The sequence below is a fragment of the Cellulomonas sp. P4_H12 genome, assembly GCF_056400905.1.
Genome location: NZ_JBFUKJ010000016.1, coordinates 1 through 22,536 on the forward strand (window position 1 = coordinate 1; position 22,536 = coordinate 22,536).

Below are 22,536 nucleotides of genomic sequence, written 5' to 3' on the forward strand. Positions count from 1 at the left end.
TCGCGGCCCTGCGGTCCGCGCGGCGCGGCGGACCGCAGGCGTCGGCCTGGCGCGCGCAGGTGGGCCGGCTCGTGTCGTCGGCGCCGCCCGGAGGGCCGGTCGAGGACCTCGGCGACGACCTCGCCGTCGGGCTCGTCGTGGCGCTCGCGCACCCCGACCGCATCGCGCGGCTGCGACCGGGCGGCTCGACCTACCTCATGACGTCCGGCACGGGCGCGGCGCTGCCGGCGGGCTCGGCCCTCGTCGGTCTCCCGTGGCTCGCGGTGGCCGACGCCGACTGGGGCGTCGGCCGGCGCGACGCGACCATCCGGTCCGCCGCCCCGCTCGACCTCGACCTGGCCATGGAGGCCGCACCCGCGCTGGTGCGCGACGAGGAGACGGTCGCGTGGGTGCAGGGTGCGGTGGTCGCCCGGCGCGTGCGCCGGCTGGGCGCGATCGAGCTCACGTCCGCACCGCTGGCGGACCCGCCTCGCGCGCTCGTCCTCGCGGCGGTGCGGGAGGGCCTCGCCCGCGACGGGCTGTCCACGCTCCGCTGGTCCGAGGCCGCGACCGGGTTGCGCCGACGCCTCGACTTCCTGCACCGCGCACTCGGCGCGCCGTGGCCCGACGTGTCCGACGCGGCGCTCCTGGCCGACCAGGACGCGTGGCTGGACCTCTCCCGCGTCCGGGGACCGCAGGACCTCGCGCGCATCGACGTGCACCAGTCGCTGCGCCGGCTGTTGCCGTGGCCGGAGGCCGCGCGGCTCGACGAGCTCGCGCCCGAGCGGCTCCCGGTGCCCAGCGGCTCCACCGTGCGCCTCGACTACACCGGCGAGCAGCCCGTCCTGGCGGTCCGGCTGCAGGAGACGTTCGGGTGGCGGGCGACGCCCCGCCTGGCCGACGGGCGGGTGCCGGTGCTGCTGCACCTGCTCTCGCCGGCGGGGCGGCCCGCCGCCGTCACCGCGGACCTCGAGTCGTTCTGGCGCACGGGCTACCCGCAGGTCCGCGCGGAGCTCCGCGGGCGGTACCCGAAGCACGCGTGGCCCGACGACCCGCTCGATGCGGCGCCGGTGCGGGGCGTCAGCCGGCCCGGCCCTCGGCGTCGCACGGCACCGTGATGTGCAGGTCCAGCTCGGCCATCTCCGCGTCGATCAGTCGCAACGTCCGTTCCATCGCCACCGGCTGCACCTTGCCCACCTGGTCGCCGTGCGGGTGGTCGAAGAAGGACAGCAGCAGCAGCAGGAGCGTGATGACGATGGTGACGCTGCCCATGAGGACGCCCTGCGTGACCGGACCCTCGTCGCTGTCGGCGAAGAAGAGCACGTACACGAAGATCACCGCGGAGATCACGTAGAGGACCAGCCACAACGGGAGCGGGATGAGTCCTTCCGCGCCGTGCACCCGATCGACCCGGGCCTGCTCGCGATTGGCGGTCTGGTCCATCCACCGGTCGTAGGCGGACTGCTCGACGTCGGTCTGGGGCTCGACCGAGCGGATCGAGCGGAAGAGGTCCGCCGCCCACGGGTTGAACGAGTCGCCCAGGGTGCCGGCCTGCATCTGCGGCCACTCGACACCCACGACGGCGCGGGCGTAGCAGACCAGCTCACCGGTGAGCTGGTCCCGGACGTCGGCCGGCAGGTACTGGGCCGTCTGCACCTGCTGGGCGACGATGACGGCCTCGGTCTCGGCGCCCGAGCGTGACTGGTCGTAGGACTGGAACGCCAGGAAGATGATGAAACCGAGGAGCACGGAGAAACCCGTGGCCAGCACGCCGAAGACCCCCGACGCGCGGTCGCCGTCCTGGAACCAGCTGCCCTGCGGAGCGCGGCGCCGGACGACGAGCATCGCCGTGATGGTGAGCGCCGTGACACCGATCGTGATGAGTGCGCCGACGACGATGTTCACGTGACGCCGGGAGAGTCGCTCTGCTGCACAGGCTCAACATAGGGCCAAACCGGACACGAGCGAGCGGTCGTGCGCGACGATGACCGCATGCCCGACGCGTCGCCCTTGCCCGGCCGCCTGCTTCGCCAGACGTGGTGGCGCGCCCGCGACTACGCCGCGGTGCTGCGCTGGCAGGCCGAGGGTGTCTTCTCGCGGGTCGACCCGGAGGCGCTGCGCCACCCCGAGCATCCGGTCGGGCCGCCGGTCGTGCTGCTGCCTGGCGTGTACGAGTCGTGGCACTTCCTGCTGCCCCTGGCCCGGTTCCTGCACGACAACGGCCTGCGCGTGCACGTGCTCCCCGACCTGGGCAACAACCGTCGCCCCGTGCAGCACGCCGCCGAGGTGCTCGGCCAGTACGTCGACGCGCGCGACCTGCGGGACGTGGTGCTCGTCGCGCACAGCAAGGGCGGGCTCATCGGCAAGCTGGCCATGCTGCGCGAGGACCCGGACGGGCGGATCGACTCGATGATCGCGGTCAACACACCGTTCGCCGGGTCCAGCTATGCGCGCTGGTTCCTGGTGCCGTCCGTGCGTGCCTTCATCCCGACCGACGCGACGATCGTCGCCCTCGCCGCCGAGCGCGAGGTGAACGCCCGGATCACGTCCGTCTACAGCGACTGGGACCCACACATCCCGGCGGGCAGCGCCCTGGACGGCGCCCAGGACGTGGTGCTGACCACGCCCGGTCACTTCCGCCCGCTGGCCGACCCGGAGCTGCACGCTCTCTTGCTGGAGCGGCTGCTCAGCCCCGGGGCAGCTGCAGCACCCGCGTGAACCCGGGCGAGTCGGGGTCGTCGACGATCTCTACGCCGTCGAGCCACGACGAGATCACGTGCGACAGCTCGCCGGGGTGGCTGAAGTTGATCGCGTGCGCGGCGCCCTCGATGAGCGCCACGGTGGTCTGGGGTCCGGCGAGGCGGCTGACCTCGCGCACCCGGGCCGGTGGGGGCATGAGCGGGTCCTTGCTGCCGATGACGGCCAGCGTGGGGACCGGCGACTTGAGCAGGCGTTCCAGCGAGGGGAACCGGGTGAGCTCGGCGAACATGTTGAACGTGTTGACCGGCCCGAACTTCAGGTAGTCCGGGACCGCGACCCGGGCCATCCGCGGGCTCTCGCGCGCGCCGTCGCGCGCGAGCTGCCGGATCGCCCGGCCGAGCCCCTGGTTGTGCACGCCGCCCGCGGGCGACACGAGGACGATGCGGTCCACCCGGTCGGGGGCGGCGTGCGCCACCTCGAGGCTGACGGGGCAGCCCATCGAGTTCCCCACCAGCACCACCTGCTCCAGCTCGAAGCTGTCGAGCATCTTCAGCAGGGCGAGCGCCAGCGCGGGGATGCCCAGCGTGTAGCCCCACTTCTCGCTCTTGCCGTAACCCGGGAGGTCGGGGACCACGTTGGTGGCGCGTCCGGCGAGCAGGCGGGCGGTCGGCATCAGGTAGGACCCGGAGATGGCGAAGCCGTGCACGTGCACGATGGGAAGGTGGCCGGGCACGTCGGCGCTGCGCCGGTAGAAGACGTCGTGGCCGTCGACCTCGAGGGTGCCCTCGGTCCATCCGGCGTCGGTGCTGATCATGGAGCGATCGTGTCAGAACGCCCCCTGCTGGTCGAGGCGGAGAACTGGGCCTTTCGGCCCTAGGACGCCGCGCGCCACGGGCACAGCCTGGAGGCACGACGAGGGACGAGGAGGTGGCGACGATGCGCGCTCTGATCGTGTACGAGTCGTCGTTCGGGAACACGGCGCGCGTGGCGCAGGCGGTCTGGGAGGGGATGTTCTCCCGGCTGCCCGACGTGAGCCTGCTCGAGGTGGGTGCGGCTCCTCGACGCCTGCCGCCCGAGCTCGAGCTCCTGGTGGTGGGCGCGCCCACCCACGTGTTCGGCATGAGCCGCCCCGCCACCCGCGCGGACGCCCAGGTGCAGGCGGGCGCCTCGTCGGCGGTCCCGACCATCGGCGTGCGCGAGTGGTTGGACTCCCTGGACCCGCTCGAGCGCTCCGTGCAGGGCGCGACCTTCGACACCCGGATCCACAGCCCGCACATCCCCGGGTCGGCCGCCGTCGGTGCCTGGCGGGTGCTGTGGCACGCCGGCTTCGTCGTGACAGCCGAGGCGGAGAGCTTCTGGGTGCTGGGCACGGCCGGCCCGCTGCGCGACGGTGAGCTCGAGCGGGCCCGGTCCTGGGGCGTGGGCCTCGCCGGGCTGCTGCCGGGCGTGCGTTCCTCGACGGGCTAGGCGGTCGCCGTGCCGCCGTCGTGCCGCTCGAGGAACGCGTAGACCTCGGCGTCCTCGACGCCCGGGAACGCGCCGGTCGGCAGGGGGGACAGCACGTGCGCGTGCACCGCGGCGCTCGGCCAGGCGTGGGGCGCCCACCGCGCGGCGAGCGCCGGGTCGGCCTGGCGGCAGCACGAGGGGTCGGGGCAGCGCGACTGGCGTCGCGTCGACGTGTCCCGGCCACGGAACCACTTCGCGGCGGTGAACGGCACGCCGACCGTGATCGAGAACCCACCCGCCGACGTCGACCCCGTCTGGGTGGTGCACCAGAAGGTGCCCTCGGCGGTGTCGGTGTACTGGTAATACTCGGTCGCGCGGTTCCGCCGGGTGAACGCCGACCGGGCCGCCCACTCCCGGCACACGACCTGACCCTCGATCGCACCCGTGCCGTCCGTGGGGAACCGCACTGCGTCGTTCTCGTAGCCCTTGAACAGGGTGCCGTCGTCGCCGACGCGCAGGAAGTGCAGGCGGATGTCCAGGTGCTCGGTGAGCAGGTTGGTCAGCCGTTGGGCGGCCGCCTCGTGCGTGACGCCGAACGCGTCGCGGAAGTCCTCGACGGCGAGCTCCTTGCGCCGCTTGGCCGCGCTGAGGTGCGCCACCGCCGCGGTGCGGGGCATGAGGCAGGCGGCGGCGAAGTAGGTGATCTCGACGCGCTGGCGCAGGAAGTCGGCGTAGCTGCGGGGCGTGGAGTGGGCGAGGACCCGGTGGGCGATCGCCTGGAGCGCGAGCGACCGCAGACCGTGGCCGCCCGGGATCGACGCGGGCGGCAGGTAGATGCGGCCGTTCGCCAGGTCGGTGACGGTGCGCGTGGAGTGCGGCAGGTCGTCGACGTGCAGGAGCGAGAAGCCGAGGTCCGCCGCCATCTGCGCGACCGCGCTGTGCGTCAGGGCGCCCGTGGTGTAGCCGGCGCGCCGGACCAGGTCCTCGGCGGCCTCCTCGATCTCGGGCAGGTGGTTGTTGCGCTCCCGCATCCACAGCCGCAGCGCCGTCGTCGCGCGCCGCGCCTCCTCGGGGGTCGCGATGGCGGCGTCGTCCCGACGGGCGAGCTCGCGGTGCAGCCCGACGAGCGCCTCGAGCGCCTCGGTCGGTAGGTTCTTGGCGGGCCGGACGGTCGGCAGCCCGAGCGCGGCGTAGGCGCCGGATCCCTGCGCCTGGTCGAGCTCGATCTCGAGGGCGGCGCGGCGGGACGGCGGGGTGGCGTCGAGCAGGTCCGTGGTCGTGGTGCCCAGCGCGGCCGCGAGCGCCTGCAGCAGGCTCAGGCGGGGTTCTCGTCGGCCGTTCTCGACGAGGGAGAGCTGGCTCGCCGTGCTGCCCACCTGGCGGCCGAGCTCGTCGAGCGTCAGCCCGCGCTCGGTGCGCGCATGCCGGATGCGGCGACCCAGCATGAGCAGCTCGCCGCCCGACGGCGAGGTCGACCGCGGGTCGGCGGGCAGGTCGATGACGGGTCGGGAGGAGCTCATCGTCATGTCGTTGACGGTAGAGCAAGAACAGCCGATGTTGCGCGCTGCCCGTCGTTGAATCCTCCGCGGGCCTCGCCGGATCCTGAAGGAAGCGGGAAATCCTCGCGACCAGACGACAGGAGTGCTCCATGGCCCGCTACGTCTCCCGGTTCCGCGACGGTGACAAGGACCAGAAGGACCTGCTGGGCGGCAAGGGCGCCAACCTCGCGGAGATGACCAACCTCGACCTGCCCGTCCCGCCGGGCTTCACCATCACGACCGAGGCGTGCCGCGCCTACATGCGCGACGGCCACGTGCCGCCGGAGCTGCGGGTCGAGGTGACGCTCGCCGTCCGCGAGATCGAGGACGCGATCGGCAGGCGCCTCGGCGACTTCCACGAGCCGCTGCTCGTCTCCGTGCGGTCCGGTGCCAAGTTCTCGATGCCCGGGATGATGGAGACGGTGCTCAACATCGGGCTCAACGACGCGTCCGTGAAGGGGTTGACCGAGTTCTCGGGCGACGAGCGCTTCGCGTGGGACTCCTACCGGCGGCTCGTCCAGATGTTCGCCAAGACCGTGCTGGGGGTCGACGGCGAGCTGTTCGCCTCGGCGCTGGACGAGCGCAAGACCGCCGTCGGCGCGGCGAGCGACGTCGACCTGTCCGCCCAGGACCTGCGGGTGCTCGTGCAGACGTTCAAGGACATCGTCGTCGAGCAGACCGGCCGCGAGTTCCCCCAGCACCCCCGCGAGCAGCTCGACATGGCCATCGAGGCCGTCCTCGACTCGTGGAACACCGACCGCGCGCGGCTGTACCGGCGTCGCGAGCGGATCCCGCACGACCTCGGCACCGCGGTCAACGTGGTGAGCATGGTGTTCGGCAACCTGGGCGAGACCTCGGGCACAGGCGTGTGCTTCACGCGCGACCCGTCGACGGGGGAGTCCGGGGTGTACGGCGACTACCTCCCGAACGCGCAGGGCGAGGACGTCGTGGCCGGGATCCGCAACACCCTGCCGCTGGCGGAGCTGGAGCTGCTGGACCCCGCGTCGTACGACGCCCTCCGGCAGGCGATGCGGCGGCTCGAGACCCACTATCGCGACCTGTGCGACATCGAGTTCACCATCGAGCGCGGCAAGCTCTGGCTGCTCCAGACCCGGGTGGGCAAGCGCACCGCCGCCGCGGCGTTCCGGATCGCGACGGAGCTGGTCGACGAGAGCCTGATCACGATGGACGAGGCGATCACCCGGTGCACGGGGGACAAGCTCAGCCAGCTGCTGTTCCCGCAGTTCGACACGAGCGACGCGGGCACGGCCCAGCAGCTGCTGACCCGTGCCATGCCGGCGTCGCCGGGCGCCGCCGTGGGCGAGATCGTGCTGGACAACGCGCAGGCGCTCGAGCGGACCGCGGCCGGGGCACACGTGATCCTGGTCCGGCGCGAGACCAACCCGGACGACCTGCAGGGCATGATCGTCGCCGACGGCGTGCTGACCGCGCGCGGTGGGAAGACGTCGCACGCCGCGGTCGTGGCCCGCGGCATGGGCACGTGCGCCGTCGTCGGTGCGGAGGGCATGGAGGTCGACGGGTCCGAGGTCCGCTTCGGGGACCGGGTGCTGCACGCCGGCGACATCCTGGCGATCGACGGATCCACCGGCGAAGTGTTCCGCGGCGCGGTTCCCGTCGTGGACTCGCCGGTCATGGTCTACGTGTCCGAGGGGCTCGAGGCCGGGCTCGCCGCCGCGGCGGACCCGGAGGCCAAGGCCCTGGTGGCTGCGGTCGACCGCGTGCTGCGGCACGCCGACTCCGTCCGCCGGATGCAGGTGCGGACCAATGCCGACACCGCGCTCGACGCGCGCCGCGCGCGCGACCGCGGCGCCGAGGGGGTCGGGCTGTGCCGCACCGAGCACCAGTTCCTCGGCGAGCGTCGGCAGTACATCGAGCGCCTCGTGCTCGCGGACTCCGACGACGCCCGGCGCACGGCGCTCGACGCGTTGCTGCCCGTGCAGCGCGACGACTTCGTCGGGCTGCTGGAGGCGATGGACGGCCTGCCGACGACCATCCGGCTCATCGACCCGCCGCTGCACGAGTTCCTGCCCGACCGCACGGAGCTCGCCGTCCGGGTGGCGGTCGCCCCCGAGCCCGACCCGCAAGACGTCGCGCTGCTCGCGGCCGTGGAGCGGATGCACGAGCAGAACCCGATGCTCGGCCTCCGCGGGGTCCGTCTGGGCCTGACCCTCCCGGGCCTCTTCGCGCTCCAGGTCCGGGCGATCGCCGAGGCCACCGTCCAGCTGCGTCAGGCGGGCCGCGACCCGCGGCCGGAGATCATGGTGCCGCTGGTCGGCTCGGTCCGGGAGCTGCAGCTGGTGCGCGACGAGGCGGTGCGGGTGCTGGCCGAGGTGAGCGCAGCGTCCGGCGTGCCCCTCGACATCCCCATCGGCTGCATGATCGAGCTTCCTCGGGCGGCCCTGACGGCGCACCGCATCGCGGAGGAGGCCGACTTCTTCTCGTTCGGCACCAACGACCTCACGCAGACCACCTGGGGCTTCTCGCGCGACGACGTCGAGCGCGCGTTCTTCGCCGACTACCTGCAGAACGGGGTCCTGACGATCTCCCCGTTCGAGACGCTCGACGCCGACGGCGTCGGCGCTCTGGTCCGGGCCGGGGTCGAGGGCGGCCGGGCGACGAAGCCGGGCCTGCACATGGGCGTCTGCGGTGAGCACGGCGGAGACCCCGAGTCGATCCACTTCTTCCACGACGTCGGGCTGGACTACGTGTCGTGCTCCCCGTTCCGCGTCCCGATCGCCCGGCTGGAGGCGGGGCGCGCTGCGGTGTCCACGAACCGGGCCTCGGCCTGAGCACGACGCGGGCGCCGGGGAAGTCCCCGGCGCCCGCGCCGCGGTGCTACGGCGTGACGGTCAGCGGCGTGCCGCCGGACGTCAGCTGCCAGTCGGGGTTGGTCGACGAGAACACCGCCGGGTCCACCACCTGGTGGGCGGTCACCCAGTCGATGAGCAGCTGCCGGATCTCCACCTGACGGTTGTAGACGACCGGGGCGCCGACCACGCCCGGGAAGTTGCCACCGCCCGACTGCCGATAGTTGTTGATCGCGACGACGAACTCCTGGGTGTCGGTCACCGGGACGCCGCCGTAGGCGAGACCGGTGATCCGGCTGCCCACGGGCTGCGCCAGGTCGATGTCATAGGTCAGCGGCTGGTCGAGACCACCCATGACGTCGTAGTTGTAGTCGGGCGTCCCGGTGGGCGCCGTCGGCGTGACGGCGTTGGTCAGGTCGGCGGAGGCGTACGTGCCCGGTGTCGGGGCGGCCTTGAAGTACTCCGCCGACTTCTCCAGGTACGCCTTCACCTGCGCGCCCGTGAGCTTGATGCCCAGGAGCGTGTTGTCGTAGATGTACAGCCCGGCGATGTCCCGCACGGAGACGTCGCCCTGCGGGATGGCCGCGTCCTTGTTGAACGGTGCCGCGATCGACAGCACCGGCAGGTCGGCGTCCGCGCCCGTGAGCTCGGCCTTGACCGCCCCGGCCTGCACGTAGTTGATGAAGTCGAGCGCGGCCGTGTCCTCGTAGCGGGCCGTCGCGGCCGACATGGCCTCGGTGGCCGTGCCGATGACGCCGTTCACGTAGTCGACCACCTTCTGGTGGTCCGCCTGCAGCAGGCCGACGATCTTCGGGTCCTCGGGCACGGTGTTCGAGTTGAGCACCTGGGCGCCCACCGACTGCACGGACCAGTGACCGCGCGCGAACGACAGGTCGATGTCGAACACGGACAGCCGCTCACCCCACTTCAGCGGCTCGGAGAGGACCACGGGCTTGCCCGTGACCGCGTTGGTGACGGTGCGCGAGGCGATCTCCTGGTGCGCGTGCCCGACGAGGATCGCGTCGATGTCCGGCACCTGCTGGGCCACGAGCGTCGAGGCGTTCTCGGGGAACGGCAGCGTGTCGCCGTACGACGAGGACGTGTCGGCGCCGGAGTGCGCGGCGACGATGACGACGTCGGCGCCCTTGCGCTTCATCTCGGGGACGTACTTCTTGGCCTGCTCGACCAGCCCGTCGAAGTGCATCTTGCCCTCGACGTTGGCCTTGTCCCAGATGGCGATGCCGGGGTTGGTCAGGCCCAGGATGCCCACCTGGATCGGCTTGCCGTGCGCCGGCTTGACGGTCTTGATGACGTACGGCTTGAACGCCGGCCGGCCGGTGCCGTCATCGAGCGCGTTGGCGGCGAGCAGCGGGAAGTCGAGCTGCTTCTCGAACGTGCGCAGGTACGGGATGCCGTAGTTGAACTCGTGGTTGCCGACGGCGGCGGCGTCGTAGCCGATCGCGTTCATCGCGGCCGCCATCGGGTGCTCGACGCTCTTCGAGATCGGCTGGATCTTGGCGAAGTAGTACGCCAACGAGGTGCCCTGGATCGTGTCTCCGGCGTCGATGAGGAGCGTGTTGCGGTCCCCGCGGTCGGCGCGGACCTGGTTGACCAGCGTCGACACCTTGGCCAGCCCCACGTCGTTGTGGGCGCTGTCGTCGTACTCCGCGTTCTTGAAGTAGTCCCAGTTCAGGGCGTTGCCGTGCAGGTCGGTGGTGCCCATCACGGTGAGCTGGAAGTCGTTCGACCCCCCGTTCCCGTGCCCGTTCCCGTGTCCGTCGCCGGCCATCGCGGGTGAGGCGAGGCCGACGGCCAGCACCGTGGCGGCTGCGACCGCACCCGCTCTCAGACCGTGCCTGACCCTGCCTCGCTGCAGGACGTTGTTACCCATGCCGGAGTCCTCCCGTGCTGTCGGTTGTGCACCGGGTTGCGGTGCACCCGGGCACGGTAGCCCGGTCGGGTGACATGCACACCTCTATCGGGTGACGGGCGCGTTGACTCCTGCTCACCACCAGCCCTGGCGCTTCGCCCACCACAGGAGGCCGCCGGACATCGCCACCATGACGGCGAGCGCGATGCTCAGCGGGACGGGGACGGTGTGGCTGTTCACGATCATGTTCATGCCGAGCACCGACGCGAGGGCCGTGATGGGCAGCGTCACGACGGCGATCACCGCGAGCCGCTCGGCCGCGATGGTCATCTTCGTCTCCGTGCGGGTCCGGTAGAACTCGATCACGCCCTGCAGGTAGTCCCTCTCCTCACCGGCCAGGCCCGCGATGCGGTCGAACTGGTCGACCAGGTCGGCGACCAGGTGCCGGCTCTCCTCGGGGACGGCACGGGGCAGTCCCACCAGGCGCCGGTAGATCTCGGCGGTCTGCGCCGCGATGGTCTTCACCGCCAGGAGGCCGTGCCGCGTCCGGAACATCTGGTCGAGGAACTTCTCCGGGTCGTCGTACGCGCCGTCGGTGACGCGCCGCTCCAGCTCCCAGACGTCCGCCGTGAGCTCCTCGACGAACTTCTCCATCCGCCGCGTGAGCGCCGACACGATCGCGTGCGAGACGTCGAAGGACGTCCGGGGCCTGAGCCGGCCGGACCGGATCCGCTCGAGCACCTCGCGCGTGTCCCGCAGGGGCACGTCGGGGGCGACCGCGGGGTTGACCGGCCCGTGCACGGTGACGAGGTAGCGCGGACCGATCACGCGGTCCAGCTCGACGTGGTGGACGTGACCTCCGACGCCGCGCTCGGGGGCGTGCAGGACGAGGAACAGCGCGTGCGGATAGGCGTGCAGCTTGGGCAGCCGGTTGCGCACCTCGCAGTCGTGCACCGCCAGGGGGTGCAGCCCGAACACGGTCGACAGCATCTCGGCGGCCTCGGGCGACCACTCGGGGATGTCGACCCAGACGATGCCGTGCCGCCCGGTGAGCAGCTCGGGCAGCTCGTCGACGGTCCCCTCGCGGACCCCGTCGTCGGTGATCAGGTGGATGTCCACAGGGGCCTCCGGTGCGAGCCGCGCGGGATCTGCGAGCGCCGGCCGCGAGCGACCGAGCGAGGGGCCGCCGGGTCGCCCGGTGCGGCCTCCTCGTGCGGGGCGAGCCGGTGTCAGCGGAGCCTGTCGGACTCGATCTCCTCGGCCTCGGTGGTGTGCACAGCGTGGCCGGTGCCCGGGCCGCGCAGCCCGTCGGACTCGATCTTGTCGGCCTCGGTGGTCCGCTCCCTCTCGGTGGCGCCCGGGCCCTGCAGCCCGTCCGCCTCGATCTTGTCGGCCTCGGTCGTCAGGTCCGGTGCATCGGGGGTGGCGGGGAGCCCGTCGGCCCTGATCTTCTCGGCCTCGGTGGTCTCGCGGGCGGTGGTGCCCGCCGCGTTGGTCGTCTCGTCTCCCACAGTCATCAGATGTTCCTTCGTCCTGCCGTGCCAGCTGACGCGACGCCGGGTTGGCGCCACACCCAGTGTGCGACTCCAGGGTCGCGCCCGCCTGTTGTCGACCTCACCGAGCGGCTGCCACCACCCGCGCGAAGAGACGCTCGTACTCGTCGACCATGCGGTCCGCGCTGAAGCGAGACGTGGCGTCCCGCCGGCAGGCGTCCCGGTCGATCGTCGACAGCCGCCCGATCGCGGCGACGGCCTCGTCGGCGTCGCGTACGAGGAACCCGGTGAGTCCGTCGCGGACCAGCTCCGGCATCGACCCCCGCGGGGTGGCGACGACGGGTGTGCCCGCCGCGAGCGCCTCGACGACGGACAGGCCGAACGGCTCCTCGAAGTCGATGAGGTGGAGCAGGGCCGCCGCCCCGCCCAGCAGACGGTCGCGCTGGTCCGGTCCGACCGACCCGACGAACCGCACGCGTTGCCCGTCGACGTACGGCTCGACCAGCGAGCGGAAGTACGGCTCGTCGTGCACCACACCGGCGATGACGAGCGGCATCCCGGCTCGTCGGGCGACGTCGACCGCGAGGTGGGTGCCCTTGTCGGGGTGGATCCGGCCGAGGAACACCAGGTACCCGCCGTCGCCGCTGCCGGGGGAGAACTGCGCCAGATCGAGTCCGTGGTGGATCGTCGCCGCGTAGGAGAGGTCGGGGTGACGGTCCGAGTCGCTGATCGACACGTAGTGCGCGACGTCGTCGTAGGCACGGTAGACGCGCACGATCCGCTCCGACGAGAAGCCGTGCACGGTCGTGACCACGGGCGTCGCGACGAGCCGGCTGTAGGTCAGCGGGAGGAAGTCGAACTGGTTGGAGATCACGTCGAACTGTGCGGCCCGCTCGAAGACCGCCGCGATGTGCAGCGACTCGCACACCTTGACGTCGATCGTCGGGTCTTCCTCGTACCCCGTGGGTGCCTCGGCGTGCAGGTGGGCCTGGGTGCTCGAGTCCGCCGTGGCGAAGAGGGTGACGTCGTGCCCACGGGCGACGAGGCCTTCGGTCAGGGTCGAGGCCACCTGCTCCCACGGCCCGTACGAGCGTGGTGGCGTGCGATGGGCGATCGAGGCGAGCACGGCGATCCTGACGGGGTGCCTCCACGGCTGGGGCGGGCTGTGCCGGTCGACCGGCACCCGGAGGCACCGACCGCGACTGGTAGCCTAACCACGCGGCGCCAGGCCCGGCCGAGACATCACCGGCGGGCCCAGGACGCCCGGGGATGTCGATCAGGCCCCGCTCGAGGTCGGTAGCGCACTCCGCTGCGAAGCATCACCAGCGCGAAGGGCCTCCATGGCCATCAGATTCGGCGTCCTCAGCACCTTTCCTCCCACGCAGTGCGGCCTCGCCACGTTCTCGGCGGCGCTCGCCACGCACCTGGTCGATGCCGGGGCCGACGTCTCGGTGGTCCGCGTCGTCGACCGCCTGCAGCCTCCGATGCCCCTCGTGTCCCACCAGCTGGTGACCGGCGCGCCTGGCGAGGCGCGCGCGGCCGCGGCGGCGCTCAACGCGTGCGACGTCGCCCTGGTCCAGCACGAGTACGGCATCTTCGGCGGCGCCGACGGCGCCGACGTCCTCGACGTCCTTGCGCGCGTGCACGTCCCCGTCGTCACCGTGCTGCACACCGTCCTGGAGCACCCGACGCCCCACCAGCACGAGGTGCTCGCCCGGGTGGTGGCCGCGTCGACCGTGACCGTGACGATGACGGCTGCGGGCCGCCAACGGCTCGTCACGGGCTGGGGCGTCGACCCCGCGTCCGTCGTCGTCATCGCGCACGGCGCGCGGGACGACGGGGGGCAGACCGAGACGGTCAGAGCGGCACGGACCTCGCCGACCATCCTGACCTGGGGTCTCCTGGGCGAGGGCAAAGGCATCGAGTGGGCGCTGGAGGCGCTGGCCGGGCTCGGCGACCTGCGTCCCCGGCCGACCTACCGGGTCGTCGGCGAGACGCACCCGAAGGTCCTCGAGAGGGACGGCGAGGCGTACCGCCGCCGGCTCGAGCGGCTGGTCGACCGGCTCGACCTCGCGAGCATGGTGCAGTTCGACGCGCGATATCTCGACGTCCCGACGCTGCAGCGCATCGTGCGCGCGGCGGACGTGGTGCTCCTCCCGTACGACTCCCCGGACCAGGTGACGTCCGGCGTCCTGACCGAGGCAGTGGTCGCGGGCAGGCCGGTGGTGTCCACCGCGTTCCCGCACGCGGTCGAGCTGCTCTCGGGCGGCGCGGGGATCCTCGTGCCGCGCCGGGACCCGGCGGCGATTCGCGACGCGCTGCGGCGCGTGCTCACCGAGCCCGGTCTCGCCGCGTCGATGGCCGCCGCCTCCCGCGCAGTGGCGCCCAGCCTGCTGTGGACGGCGGTCGCCCGGCAGTACGTGGAGCTGGGCGCGGGACTGCTGCACGCCCGCACGCTGTCGGCCGCCTGATGTACCCGACACCGGTCTTCGACCACCTCGCGCACCTCAGCACGCCGATCGGTCTCTTCGAGCACGCACTGCTCAGCGAGCCGCGGCCCGAGCACGGCTACTGCCTGGACGACGTCGCGCGCGGCCTGGTCGTGACGGCACGAGAGCCGCGCCCGACTCCGCAGGTCGAGGTCCTCACGGCGACCTACCTCCGGTTCACGCTCTTCGCCCAGGACGGCCTGGGGCGGTTCCACAACCGTCGCGACGTCGCGGGCAGGTGGACCGACAGCGCCACCGCGGAGGACCACTGGGGCCGCGCGCTGTGGGCGCTGGGCACGGCCGCCGGAGCCACCGTCGACGCGCGGGTGCGGTCGGCCGCCCTGGCCGCCGCGGCGGTGAGCCTCCAGCAACGTTCGCCCTGGTGGCACGCCATGGCCTACGCGTCGCTGGGCGCGGCCGAGGTGCTCGAGGTGCAGCCCGGCAACCGTGCCGCTCTCGGGCTGCTGGCCGACGCCCGCGACCTGCTCGCTCGGCCTGCCGACCCGTCGTGGCCCTGGCCTGACGCGCGGCTCACCTATGCCAACGCGGTGCTGCCCGAGGCGCTCGTCGCGATCGGGACCGCGCTGGGGGACGGCCGGACGCTGCGCGCCGGGCTCGACCTCGTGCACTGGCTGGTCGCGCAGGAGACCCACGACGGCCACCTCTCGATGACCCCCGTGGGCGGTCGACGGGTCGGCGACGAGCGGCCCGGCTTCGACCAGCAGCCCATCGAGGTCGCGGCGCTGGCGGAGGCGTGCTGGCGGGCGTTCCGCGCGACGCGGCAGGAGGTCTGGCTCGCCTATCTCGACACCTGCGTCGGGTGGTTCCTGGGCGACAACGACTCCGGGATGGTGCTCTACGACGACGTCTCCGGCGGCGGGCACGACGGCCTGCACGCGCACGGGGTGAACGAGAACCAGGGTGCGGAGTCGACCCTGGCGGCGCTGTCGACGCTGCAGCTGGGCCGGCTCGCGCTCGTCCAGGCGGTCTCGTGACGCTCGTCCGGCGCACCAGCCACGTGCTGCGCCCGGACGCGACGAGGGTGGTCAGCACTCCGTTCCTGCCCGGCGAGGAGATCCACGGCGCGGGGGTCTCGCGCCGGGCCGCCGTGCTCGGTCGACTGCTGGCACTGACGGACGCCGAGGTGGACTCCGCGCTCATCGACGTCCTGACGTCGTTCAGCACCCGGCACGACGACCTGGTCGGGATGCTCGACGCGCGCTTCGCCCTGGTGGAAGGGCACATCCAGGACTCCACGCTGGTCTCGCTCGAGCGGCGGCGGCTCATCGGAGCCTGCATGAGCCAGGAGTACGCGATCGAGTCGGCCGCCCTGTTCAACCCGTCGATGGTCGCGCACCCCGACCAGGGCGGACTGCCTGCCGGGAGCGTCCGGTTCGTCATGAGCGTGCGGGGCGTGGGCGAGGGCCACGTCTCCTGCGTCGAGCTGAGAACGGGCGTCGTCGACGTCGTCGGCGAGCTCACGTTCGACGACGTCGGCGCGACGACGAGCGTGCCCCGACGCCTGGAGACCGTGCACGCGCGCGAGGATCTGCTCCGGCAGAACGACGAGCTGGGCGGCGACCGCGACGGAGCTGACGCCCTGCTCCGCTCCTTGCCCGCGACCTTTCCGTCGGAGGCGGTCCAGGGCAGCCCGCGGCTCGAGTGGCTGGCTGCCTGCACGTACGGCGTCGTCTTCCCGGCGGACAGTGCGGTGCACTCGCGGGTGCTGCTGCCCGGCAGCCCGGCCGAGCGCAACGGGATCGAGGACCTCCGTCTGGTCGAGGTCGAGGCGACGACCGGCGGACGCAGCTACCTGGGCACCTACACGGCGTTCGACGGGGAGGCGGTCGCGCCGCACCTCCTGGCGACCGACGACTTCCGGTCGTTCCGGATGACGCGGCTCACCGGGCCCGGGGCCAAGAACAAGGGCATGGCGCTGTTCCCTCGCCGGGTCGGTGGTCGGTACCTCGCCCTGTCCCGCTGGGACCGGGAGAACAACTCGCTGGCCGCGTCCACCGACCTGCAGCACTGGGACGACCTGGGGACGCTGACGGCGCCGGTGCACCCCTGGGAGATCATCCAGGCCGGCAACTGCGGGTCGCCCCTGGAGACGCCCGCCGGGTGGCTCGTCCTGACGCACGGCGTCGGACCGATGCGCCAGTACGGGATCGGGGCCATGCTCCTCGACCTGGACGACCCCCGCCGAGTGCTCGGCAGCCTGTCCGAGCCGTTGCTGTCACCGGCGCCGGACGAGCGTGACGGCTACGTGCCGAACGTCGTCTACTCCTGCGGCGCCCTGCGGCACGGGAGCACGCTCGTCCTGCCGTACGGGTGCAGCGACGCGACCGTCCGGGTCGCACTGGTGGACGTGCCGCAGCTGCTGGCGCTGCTGGCCGCGGCCCGCTGACCGGCGCGTCCGGCACGGGCTGGAGCCCGTGCCGGACGGCCTCACGTCAGGTCTGCAGGGTCCACTTCTGGGCGCCGGAGCCGTTGCAGTCCCAGATCTGGACCTGGGTGCCGGCCGTCGTGGACCCCGCGGGGTCGTCGAGGCACTTGTTCGACGCGGGGTTGTAGTACCCGCCGTTCTGCGGGATCCACACCTGAGCACCGGTGCTGTTGCAGTCCCAGAGCTGGACCTTGGTGCCGTTGGCCGTGCCACCGGACGCGATGTCGAGGCACTTGCCCTGGACCCGCAAGGTCGTGCCCGACTGGACGAAGGTCCACTGCTGGGCCACGGAGCCGTTGCAGCCCCAGATCTGGACCTTGTTGCCGTTGGCCGTGCTCTGGGCGTTGTTGTCGAGACACATACCGTTGGCGTTGGTCAGCGCGCCACCCGTCGCGGGCGGAGGCGTGGTGCCGCCACCCCCGGTGAACGGCTGGATGATCAGGCCGGCGGCGGTCGGGGAGCCGGCGTTGACCAGCGACTCGAAGTTGCCGACGTCGTCGAACGCGAACGCGTACGCCTTGCCGTCCGCCATGTTGGCGTGGACCACCCGGGCGTACTGGTTGGTCGGGTTGCTCCGGTAGAACGCGGACGCGTCGGTGCTGGGCTGCGTGTCGACCGTGCCGAGCGTGCCGCGGTTGAGCGCGGCGCACAGGGTGCGGGCGAGGGGACCCACGACGAGGTCGTTCGGCGCGTGCAGTGCTCCGTCGCAGCCCCAGACGTCCGCGCTGCTCGGGCGGCTGAACGACGCCACCTGCCCGCCGGAGGCGTTGGTGAACGTCATCACCGTGCCGGAGGTGCGGCCGAAGTACTTGGTGTTCGGCTGGTCGGCGAAGGGGACGACCGTGAGCGTCTTGCTCGAGTACGCGCTCCACGCCGAGGCGATGTACGGATCCAGGTAGGTGGTGCTGAGCAGGCCGGCGCCGGCCGCCTTGCCGGGCGCGAGGACACGCAGGACCTTGCCGTCCGAACGCTTGACCACCGTGCTCGCCCAGCCGGCCTGCGCGGCGATGCCGTTGATGGTGCTGTCGCGGCCGTTGGCGACGAGCGCGCCGGACCGCCTGGTCCCCGACGCGTCGGTCACGGTCACGGTGTGGGGGACCGCGAACATGTCGACCTGTGAGCTGTTGAGCCACAGCCCGGCGTCGTTGTACGTGAACTCGCTCCAGTCGAACAGGATGTTCCGGTTCGCGTCGCCGGCCGCCCACGGCGCCGGCTGGACCAGCCCGTCGGGCGTGAGGAAGAACTTCAGCTTCTCGCCGAGCGCGAAGTAGATGCGGCCCGAGATGCCGCGCGGCACCTGGATCGTCGTGCTGCCGCCGTTGCCGGGACCGGCGATCGAGACGTCGGGCGCGGGCGACGGCGGGTTGGCGCCCGCCGGCCACGCGGTGAACGTGCCGGCGGCGTTGACGTACCCCAGCCGGCCCGTGCTCAGGTTGGTGCCGAGCACGTACACGTAGACGGCCTCGCCGCGTCCGCTCGAGTTGGTGAGGGTGACCGGCAGGCGGTCGGGGCCTGCCGCCTGTGCTGGGGCTGCGACGGCGACCGCCGTCGTCAGGGCGATCGCGAGCGCGGCGCATGCCGCGGCGAACCTGGTCCTCATGGGTGTGCTCCTTCGTCAGGGGTGCCGGACGGGGACGGTGCCGGGGAGGTCACGACTCCCCGGCACCGGTGGATCAGCTGTGCAGGGTCCACTTCTGGGCGCCGGAGCCGTTGCAGTCCCAGATCTGGACCTGGGTGCCGGCCGTGGTCGACGCCGCGGGGTCGTCGAGGCACTTGTTGGACGCCGGGTTGTAGTACCCGCCGTTCTGCGGGATCCAGACTTGGGCGCCGGTGTTGTTGCAGTCCCAGAGCTGGACCTTGGTGCCGTTGGCGGTGCCGCCGGACGCGATGTCGAGGCACTTGCCCTGGACGTGCAGCGTGGTGCCCGCCTGGACGAAGGTCCACCGCTGCGCGACCGAGCCGTTGCAGCCCCAGATCTGGATCTTGTTGCCGTTGGCCGTGCTCTGGGCGTTGTTGTCGAGGCACAGACCGTTGGCGTTGGTCAGCGATCCGCCCGTCGCGGGCGGGGGCGTGGTGCCGCCCCCGCCGCCCGACGTGTAGGCGGCGACGTAGTCGACGAGCATGGGCACGCCGGACTGCGTCGCACCGGTCGGTCCACCGCCGAACGCGTCGGGGAAGCCCCCGCCGATCGCGACGTTGAGGATCATGAAGAACCCGTGGTGCGTCGCGTTGTTCCACGTCGTGGCGTCCACCTGGTTCGCGTTCACCGTGAAGAAGTTGGCACCGTCGAGGTACCAGCGGATCTGCTCCGGCGAGACGCTGCGGTCGAGCTCCATGGCGTACGTGTGGAAGCCGGTCTGGCACCCCGGGCACGCGCGCTCACCGCTGCCGAGACCCGTCGTCTCGTTGCACGGACCGCCGGGGGAGACGCCGCAGTGCAGCGTCGCGAACTCGGAGCTGCGGCCGTTGATGTCCTCCATGAGGTCGATCTCGCCGATGCCCGGCCAGCCCGAGGCTCCGGTGCCGCGGGCTGCCGCTCCCAGGGCCCAGAACGCGGGCCAGTAGCCCGCCGCGGCGGCGCCGCTGACGTTGGGCTGCTGCAGCGAGGCCTCGAAGCGGAGCTTGCCGCCGGCCGGTGCGGCGAAGTCGGTGCGCTGCGTCTCGACGCGCCCGCTGGTCCAGTTCCCGGCGCCGTCGCGGATCGGCTTGATGACCAGGTGACCGGCTCCGTCCTGGTAGACGTTCGCGGTGCTGTTCGTGTTCGACTCGATCTCGCCCGTGCCCCAGTTCGAGGCGCCGCCGGGGTAGCCGTGCCCCAGGTCGTAGAGCCAGTTCGCCGTGTTCAGCCCGGTGTTGGCGGAACCGTTGAAGTCGTCGGCGAACTGCTGCGTCCAGCCCGACGGCGTCGGCGGGACGGCTGCGGTCGCGCCGCCGATGCCGCTGAGCGCCGCGGCGGCCAGGCCGGCTGCGACGAGAGCGGTGCGCGGCAACCAGCGTCGGCGTGCTGAGGGCGTGCGGGGGTCAGTCATGGGATGCACCTCTTCCGGGGTGACGGGAGCGGTCGTCGGATCACCGACGGTCGACGGGCGCGACGAAGCGGTCGCGGGCGTCGAGGGTCGGTGCGTCGGGAGCGCGTCGGTGCGCTCCCGCCAGGAGCTCCAGGGGAGCGGATGTGGAGGGACGTCGTTGTCTTCTCAGGCGGTCGCGGTGATCGGGCGCTGCCGCCGGGCACACGTTATTGCGGCCAGTGACACGAGTCAACCCATCTGTGTCCGCGGGGGCGCGGACGCCGTCGACACGGCGCCCGGCAGGTCCGAGGGGCGCCTGCGCGGACGGTCTACGTCGCCGAGACCGTCGCGATGGCCTCGATGGACACCAGCAGGCCGCGGGGCAGGTCGACGTTGCCCGGCGCGGACCGGGCGGGCGGCGGCGTCGGCATGTGCCGGGCGTACACGGCGTTGAGGGCGGCGAAGTCGGCCACGTCGGCGTAGAAGATCGTCGTCTTGACCAGCTGGGCCATCGACGAGCCGGCCGCCTCGAGCGTCGCCGCGACATTGCGCAGCGCCAGGTCCGTCTGGGCCTCGATGCCGTCGGGGATCTCCCCGGTCACGGGGTCGATGCCGGCGGTGCCCGAGCAGAAGACGAACCCGCCGGCGACGATGGCCTGGCTGTACGGCCCGAGCGCCGCAGGGGCCTTGTCGGTGTGCACGCTCTCGTGGGTCATGGCTCTCCCTGGTCCGGGCTGCGGATGGCGGGAGTCGCGACGCGACGGGGCGACGCCACCCCTCGGCGATCGTCCTCCGTGCGGGGTGGTCACGCACGGGCCGGTTCGCGAAACCTCGCGGAAACGGCCGGTGTGGCACGCTCGACGCGCGCATCCCGAGGTCCCGGTTCGAGCATCGCTCCTGGGCCTCGGGATGTCGTCGTCCCGAGGCGCACTCAGTGCGCCGGCCCGGCGCCCACCAGTTCTCGGGCGTCGGAGCTGACCGGCAGGCCGGCCGCAGACCACGCGTGGAAGCCCCCCACGACGTCCGTCGCACGGTGCAGGCCGAGGTCCGCCAACGCCGCGGCGGCGAGGCTCGACGTGTAGCCCTCGGAGCACAGCACGACGACCTGCAGGTCGTACCCGGTCGCCGCCGGGATCCGGTGGGCGCTGGCCGGGTCGAGGCGCCACTCGAGGACGTTGCGCTCGATCACGACGGCCTGCGGCACCTCGCCCTCGGCCGCCCGCTGAGCCGCGGGGCGGATGTCGACGAGCAGGGCGCCGTGCTGCAACGCGGCCCACGTCTCCGCCGGCGACAGGCGCACCAGGCGCGCACGGGCCTCGGCCAGCACGTCGTCGATCGTCCGGCGGCGCCGACCTGCGACGGCGCTCACGCCTCGGTCTCCGGCTCGTCGGTCTCGACCGTGCGGGTGGGCACGAGCGTGCCCTCGGCGTCCCGCGCCCAGTAGGTCATCCGCGTCAGAGGTGACGAGTAGGCGTGGATGCTGACCGCCGGCTCGGTGCCGGCGTTCAGCACGTCGTGCAGGTCGCCCGGGTCGACGGTCTGCGTGCGGCCCGCACGAAACTCCTGCGGCACCAACCGGCCGTCGTCGGGCCTGATCTCCGTCAGGGTGCCGGCCACGACGGTGAACGCCGCGGACGAGGCGCCGTGGTCGTGCAGCTCGGTGCCCTGCGACGGGAGCCACGAGATCAGCCACACGTCCACGCCGGCAGGCGCGTCCAGCCGGGTCCACCAGCGGCCGCTCGCCTGGTATCGGACGAGGGGCTGCCAGAGCTCGGGCCTGGCGGCGAGGGAGCGGGTCAGTGCGCTCAGCTCGGCCACGCCGAGGACGGTGTCGGGGCGGGCGGACAGGTCGACGGACATGGTGGTGCCTCTCGAGTGCGTCTGCGGACCGACGGCGCTCGTGGGCGGCGCGTCGGAGGGGCCTGCTCCCGGCTCGGGGCCGGGCGGTGCGTCAGTGCGTCTGACAGCAGGCGGTACAGAGGTGCAGACAGGCACGGCGGGAGGGCGACGAGGCGCGCGGCGCGGTCATCGTGGGCTCCCTTCGTCGGTGCCGAGAGGTGGCGGTGCAGGGCGGGCACAAACAAGCACCCGGTGACCGGCGCCGTCAATGCCTGGGCGCGGTGTCCCGGATGGTGGACGCGATCAGCTGCCGGACCCGGACCGGTCGGGCAAGCCGGGACGGCCGGGCTCGCCGAAGGGGAGCTCGTGGCGCGGGCCGGGGCCACCCTGCTGCCAGTCGATGCCGCCGCGGTGCTCGTGGACCACGACGGCGGCCAGGACGGCCCACGCGATCGACACCAGGAGAGACAGGACGATCAGCGCCGCGCCCACGATCACGCTGATGATGCCCCACCGCCGGGCGCTCGTCGACTCCCGGTACGCCGTCCCGGCGTCGGCGGCTCCGACGGCCCGCGCCGCGCGGTGGGACGCGAGCAGGGCGGGGATCCCGGTCGGCCAGAACAGGATCATCGCCGCGATCACCCAGCCGACGGGTGCGGCCGGCGGCGGCGGCGTCGCAGTGGGCAGTGGGATCTGCGCCGTGGCCGGGGGCGGGGGAGCAGGCACCGGTGCGGGATCCGGGCCTGGGGGGTTCGACTGAGCCGACATGACGACCTCCGGGGTGACGAGAGTGCGTGAGCGCACGGTAGGTCCCCTGCCTGGGAACACCCTTTGAACGTGGTTCCGACGTCCCCGAGACGCCCGAGCGGCGGTGCTCGAGCTGTCCGTTGTGTGGACACT

Annotated in this window: 20 protein-coding genes; 7 read left to right on the forward strand and 13 right to left on the reverse strand. The window is 72.5% G+C overall.

Features of this window, described 5'->3' with window-relative positions; all coding sequences use genetic code 11:
• Nucleotides 1-1,097: ATP-dependent helicase C-terminal domain-containing protein (locus tag AC1DQC_RS10470; RefSeq protein WP_477051177.1), on the forward strand; the 1,097-nt coding region annotated here is incomplete at its 5' end.
• Here AC1DQC_RS10470 and AC1DQC_RS10475 read toward each other — a convergent pair.
• The gene (locus AC1DQC_RS10475; protein ID WP_477051178.1) at nt 1,060-1,884 is read right to left on the reverse strand and encodes a bestrophin-like domain; all 825 of its coding nucleotides are present in this window, start codon (nt 1,882-1,884) and stop codon (nt 1,060-1,062) included. The two genes, AC1DQC_RS10470 and AC1DQC_RS10475, sit on opposite strands and share 38 nt — an antisense overlap.
• A gap of 87 nt (nt 1,885-1,971) precedes the next feature.
• Between AC1DQC_RS10475 and AC1DQC_RS10480 the strand changes: the two genes are divergently transcribed.
• Complete coding sequence (locus AC1DQC_RS10480; protein WP_477051179.1) at nt 1,972-2,697, forward strand: esterase/lipase family protein; 726 nt, start codon at nt 1,972-1,974, stop codon at nt 2,695-2,697.
• Here AC1DQC_RS10480 and AC1DQC_RS10485 read toward each other — a convergent pair.
• A complete protein-coding gene (locus AC1DQC_RS10485; protein WP_477051180.1) occupies nt 2,666-3,493 on the reverse strand; it encodes an alpha/beta fold hydrolase in 828 nt (275 codons plus the stop codon). The two genes, AC1DQC_RS10480 and AC1DQC_RS10485, sit on opposite strands and share 32 nt — an antisense overlap.
• Before the next feature lie 122 nt (nt 3,494-3,615).
• On the opposite strand from AC1DQC_RS10485, the gene AC1DQC_RS10490 reads away from it, so the two are divergent.
• Nucleotides 3,616-4,146 (forward strand): flavodoxin family protein, encoded by a 531-nt coding sequence (locus AC1DQC_RS10490; protein WP_477051181.1) that lies wholly within the window; start codon nt 3,616-3,618, stop codon nt 4,144-4,146.
• Here AC1DQC_RS10490 and AC1DQC_RS10495 read toward each other — a convergent pair.
• Nucleotides 4,143-5,651 (reverse strand): helix-turn-helix domain-containing protein, encoded by a 1,509-nt coding sequence (locus tag AC1DQC_RS10495; protein WP_477051182.1) that lies wholly within the window; start codon nt 5,649-5,651, stop codon nt 4,143-4,145. The genes AC1DQC_RS10490 and AC1DQC_RS10495 overlap by 4 nt on opposite strands.
• Before the next feature lie 122 nt (nt 5,652-5,773).
• Between AC1DQC_RS10495 and ppdK the strand changes: the two genes are divergently transcribed.
• Nucleotides 5,774-8,473, forward strand: coding sequence for a pyruvate, phosphate dikinase (ppdK, locus tag AC1DQC_RS10500; RefSeq protein WP_477051183.1), 2,700 nt, complete (start codon nt 5,774-5,776; stop codon nt 8,471-8,473).
• Nucleotides 8,474-8,519: 46 nt separating this feature from the next.
• Here the strand turns inward: ppdK and AC1DQC_RS10505 are convergent, their stop codons facing one another.
• The 4 genes from AC1DQC_RS10505 to AC1DQC_RS10520 all read right to left on the reverse strand — a co-directional run bounded on the left by AC1DQC_RS10505 (nt 8,520) and on the right by AC1DQC_RS10520 (nt 12,980).
• Nucleotides 8,520-10,382, reverse strand: a complete 1,863-nt coding sequence (locus tag AC1DQC_RS10505) for a bifunctional metallophosphatase/5'-nucleotidase (RefSeq protein ID WP_477051184.1) — start codon at nt 10,380-10,382, stop codon at nt 8,520-8,522.
• 114 nt (nt 10,383-10,496) lie between these two features.
• Entirely contained in the window at nt 10,497-11,480 is a 984-nt protein-coding gene (locus AC1DQC_RS10510) for a magnesium transporter CorA family protein (RefSeq protein ID WP_477051185.1), read from the reverse strand.
• Nucleotides 11,481-11,590: 110 nt separating this feature from the next.
• Complete coding sequence (locus tag AC1DQC_RS10515) at nt 11,591-11,878, reverse strand: hypothetical protein (RefSeq protein ID WP_477051186.1); 288 nt, start codon at nt 11,876-11,878, stop codon at nt 11,591-11,593.
• A gap of 97 nt (nt 11,879-11,975) precedes the next feature.
• Nucleotides 11,976-12,980 (reverse strand): glycosyltransferase family 4 protein, encoded by a 1,005-nt coding sequence (locus tag AC1DQC_RS10520; protein ID WP_477051187.1) that lies wholly within the window; start codon nt 12,978-12,980, stop codon nt 11,976-11,978.
• A 214-nt stretch (nt 12,981-13,194) separates the two neighbouring features.
• On the opposite strand from AC1DQC_RS10520, the gene AC1DQC_RS10525 reads away from it, so the two are divergent.
• The 3 genes from AC1DQC_RS10525 to AC1DQC_RS10535 are packed head-to-tail and all read left to right on the forward strand — an operon-like array spanning nt 13,195 to nt 16,750.
• A complete protein-coding gene (locus tag AC1DQC_RS10525; protein ID WP_477051188.1) occupies nt 13,195-14,325 on the forward strand; it encodes a glycosyltransferase in 1,131 nt (376 codons plus the stop codon).
• Nucleotides 14,325-15,338, forward strand: a complete 1,014-nt coding sequence (locus AC1DQC_RS10530) for a glycosyltransferase (RefSeq protein WP_477051189.1) — start codon at nt 14,325-14,327, stop codon at nt 15,336-15,338. The genes AC1DQC_RS10525 and AC1DQC_RS10530 overlap by 1 nt, the downstream gene beginning before the upstream one ends.
• Complete coding sequence (locus tag AC1DQC_RS10535; protein WP_477051190.1) at nt 15,335-16,750, forward strand: glycoside hydrolase family 130 protein; 1,416 nt, start codon at nt 15,335-15,337, stop codon at nt 16,748-16,750. Before AC1DQC_RS10530 ends, AC1DQC_RS10535 begins: the two co-directional genes overlap by 4 nt.
• 46 nt (nt 16,751-16,796) lie before the next feature.
• Here AC1DQC_RS10535 and AC1DQC_RS10540 read toward each other — a convergent pair whose 3' ends face one another.
• From AC1DQC_RS10540 to AC1DQC_RS10565, 6 genes are all read right to left on the reverse strand, one after another.
• Nucleotides 16,797-18,389, reverse strand: coding sequence for a beta-1,3-glucanase family protein (locus AC1DQC_RS10540; RefSeq protein ID WP_477051191.1), 1,593 nt, complete (start codon nt 18,387-18,389; stop codon nt 16,797-16,799).
• A 73-nt stretch (nt 18,390-18,462) separates the two neighbouring features.
• The gene (locus AC1DQC_RS10545) at nt 18,463-19,818 is read right to left on the reverse strand and encodes a ricin-type beta-trefoil lectin domain protein (RefSeq protein ID WP_477051192.1); all 1,356 of its coding nucleotides are present in this window, start codon (nt 19,816-19,818) and stop codon (nt 18,463-18,465) included.
• A gap of 308 nt (nt 19,819-20,126) precedes the next feature.
• A complete protein-coding gene (locus AC1DQC_RS10550; RefSeq protein ID WP_477051193.1) occupies nt 20,127-20,513 on the reverse strand; it encodes a Rid family detoxifying hydrolase in 387 nt (128 codons plus the stop codon).
• 215 nt (nt 20,514-20,728) lie between these two features.
• Nucleotides 20,729-21,166 (reverse strand): rhodanese-like domain-containing protein, encoded by a 438-nt coding sequence (locus tag AC1DQC_RS10555; RefSeq protein WP_477051194.1) that lies wholly within the window; start codon nt 21,164-21,166, stop codon nt 20,729-20,731.
• Nucleotides 21,163-21,657 carry a cysteine dioxygenase gene (locus AC1DQC_RS10560; protein WP_477051195.1) on the reverse strand — a complete coding sequence of 165 codons (495 nt, stop codon included), beginning with the start codon at nt 21,655-21,657 and terminating at the stop codon, nt 21,163-21,165. Before AC1DQC_RS10560 ends, AC1DQC_RS10555 begins: the two co-directional genes overlap by 4 nt.
• Nucleotides 21,658-21,939: 282 nt before the next feature.
• Nucleotides 21,940-22,362 carry a CD225/dispanin family protein gene (locus AC1DQC_RS10565; RefSeq protein WP_477051196.1) on the reverse strand — a complete coding sequence of 141 codons (423 nt, stop codon included), beginning with the start codon at nt 22,360-22,362 and terminating at the stop codon, nt 21,940-21,942.
• Nucleotides 22,363-22,536 lie beyond the last annotated feature (174 nt).

What these genes read in the sequence shown, in the direction of transcription:
- ppdK (WP_477051183.1), top strand. Translation starts at nt 5,774, where the DNA reads ATGGCCCGCTACGTCTCCCGGTTCCGCGACGGTGACAAGGACCAGAAG.
- AC1DQC_RS10540 (WP_477051191.1), bottom strand. Translation starts at nt 18,389, where the DNA reads ATGAGGACCAGGTTCGCCGCGGCATGCGCCGCGCTCGCGATCGCCCTG.
- AC1DQC_RS10495 (WP_477051182.1), bottom strand. Translation starts at nt 5,651, where the DNA reads ATGACGATGAGCTCCTCCCGACCCGTCATCGACCTGCCCGCCGACCCG.
- AC1DQC_RS10485 (WP_477051180.1), bottom strand. Translation starts at nt 3,493, where the DNA reads ATGATCAGCACCGACGCCGGATGGACCGAGGGCACCCTCGAGGTCGAC.
- AC1DQC_RS10490 (WP_477051181.1), top strand. Translation starts at nt 3,616, where the DNA reads ATGCGCGCTCTGATCGTGTACGAGTCGTCGTTCGGGAACACGGCGCGC.
- AC1DQC_RS10515 (WP_477051186.1), bottom strand. Translation starts at nt 11,878, where the DNA reads ATGACTGTGGGAGACGAGACGACCAACGCGGCGGGCACCACCGCCCGC.
- AC1DQC_RS10525 (WP_477051188.1), top strand. Translation starts at nt 13,195, where the DNA reads ATGGCCATCAGATTCGGCGTCCTCAGCACCTTTCCTCCCACGCAGTGC.
- AC1DQC_RS10550 (WP_477051193.1), bottom strand. Translation starts at nt 20,513, where the DNA reads ATGACCCACGAGAGCGTGCACACCGACAAGGCCCCTGCGGCGCTCGGG.
- AC1DQC_RS10530 (WP_477051189.1), top strand. Translation starts at nt 14,325, where the DNA reads ATGTACCCGACACCGGTCTTCGACCACCTCGCGCACCTCAGCACGCCG.
- AC1DQC_RS10560 (WP_477051195.1), bottom strand. Translation starts at nt 21,657, where the DNA reads ATGTCCGTCGACCTGTCCGCCCGCCCCGACACCGTCCTCGGCGTGGCC.
- AC1DQC_RS10505 (WP_477051184.1), bottom strand. Translation starts at nt 10,382, where the DNA reads ATGGGTAACAACGTCCTGCAGCGAGGCAGGGTCAGGCACGGTCTGAGA.
- AC1DQC_RS10545 (WP_477051192.1), bottom strand. Translation starts at nt 19,818, where the DNA reads ATGACTGACCCCCGCACGCCCTCAGCACGCCGACGCTGGTTGCCGCGC.
- AC1DQC_RS10480 (WP_477051179.1), top strand. Translation starts at nt 1,972, where the DNA reads ATGCCCGACGCGTCGCCCTTGCCCGGCCGCCTGCTTCGCCAGACGTGG.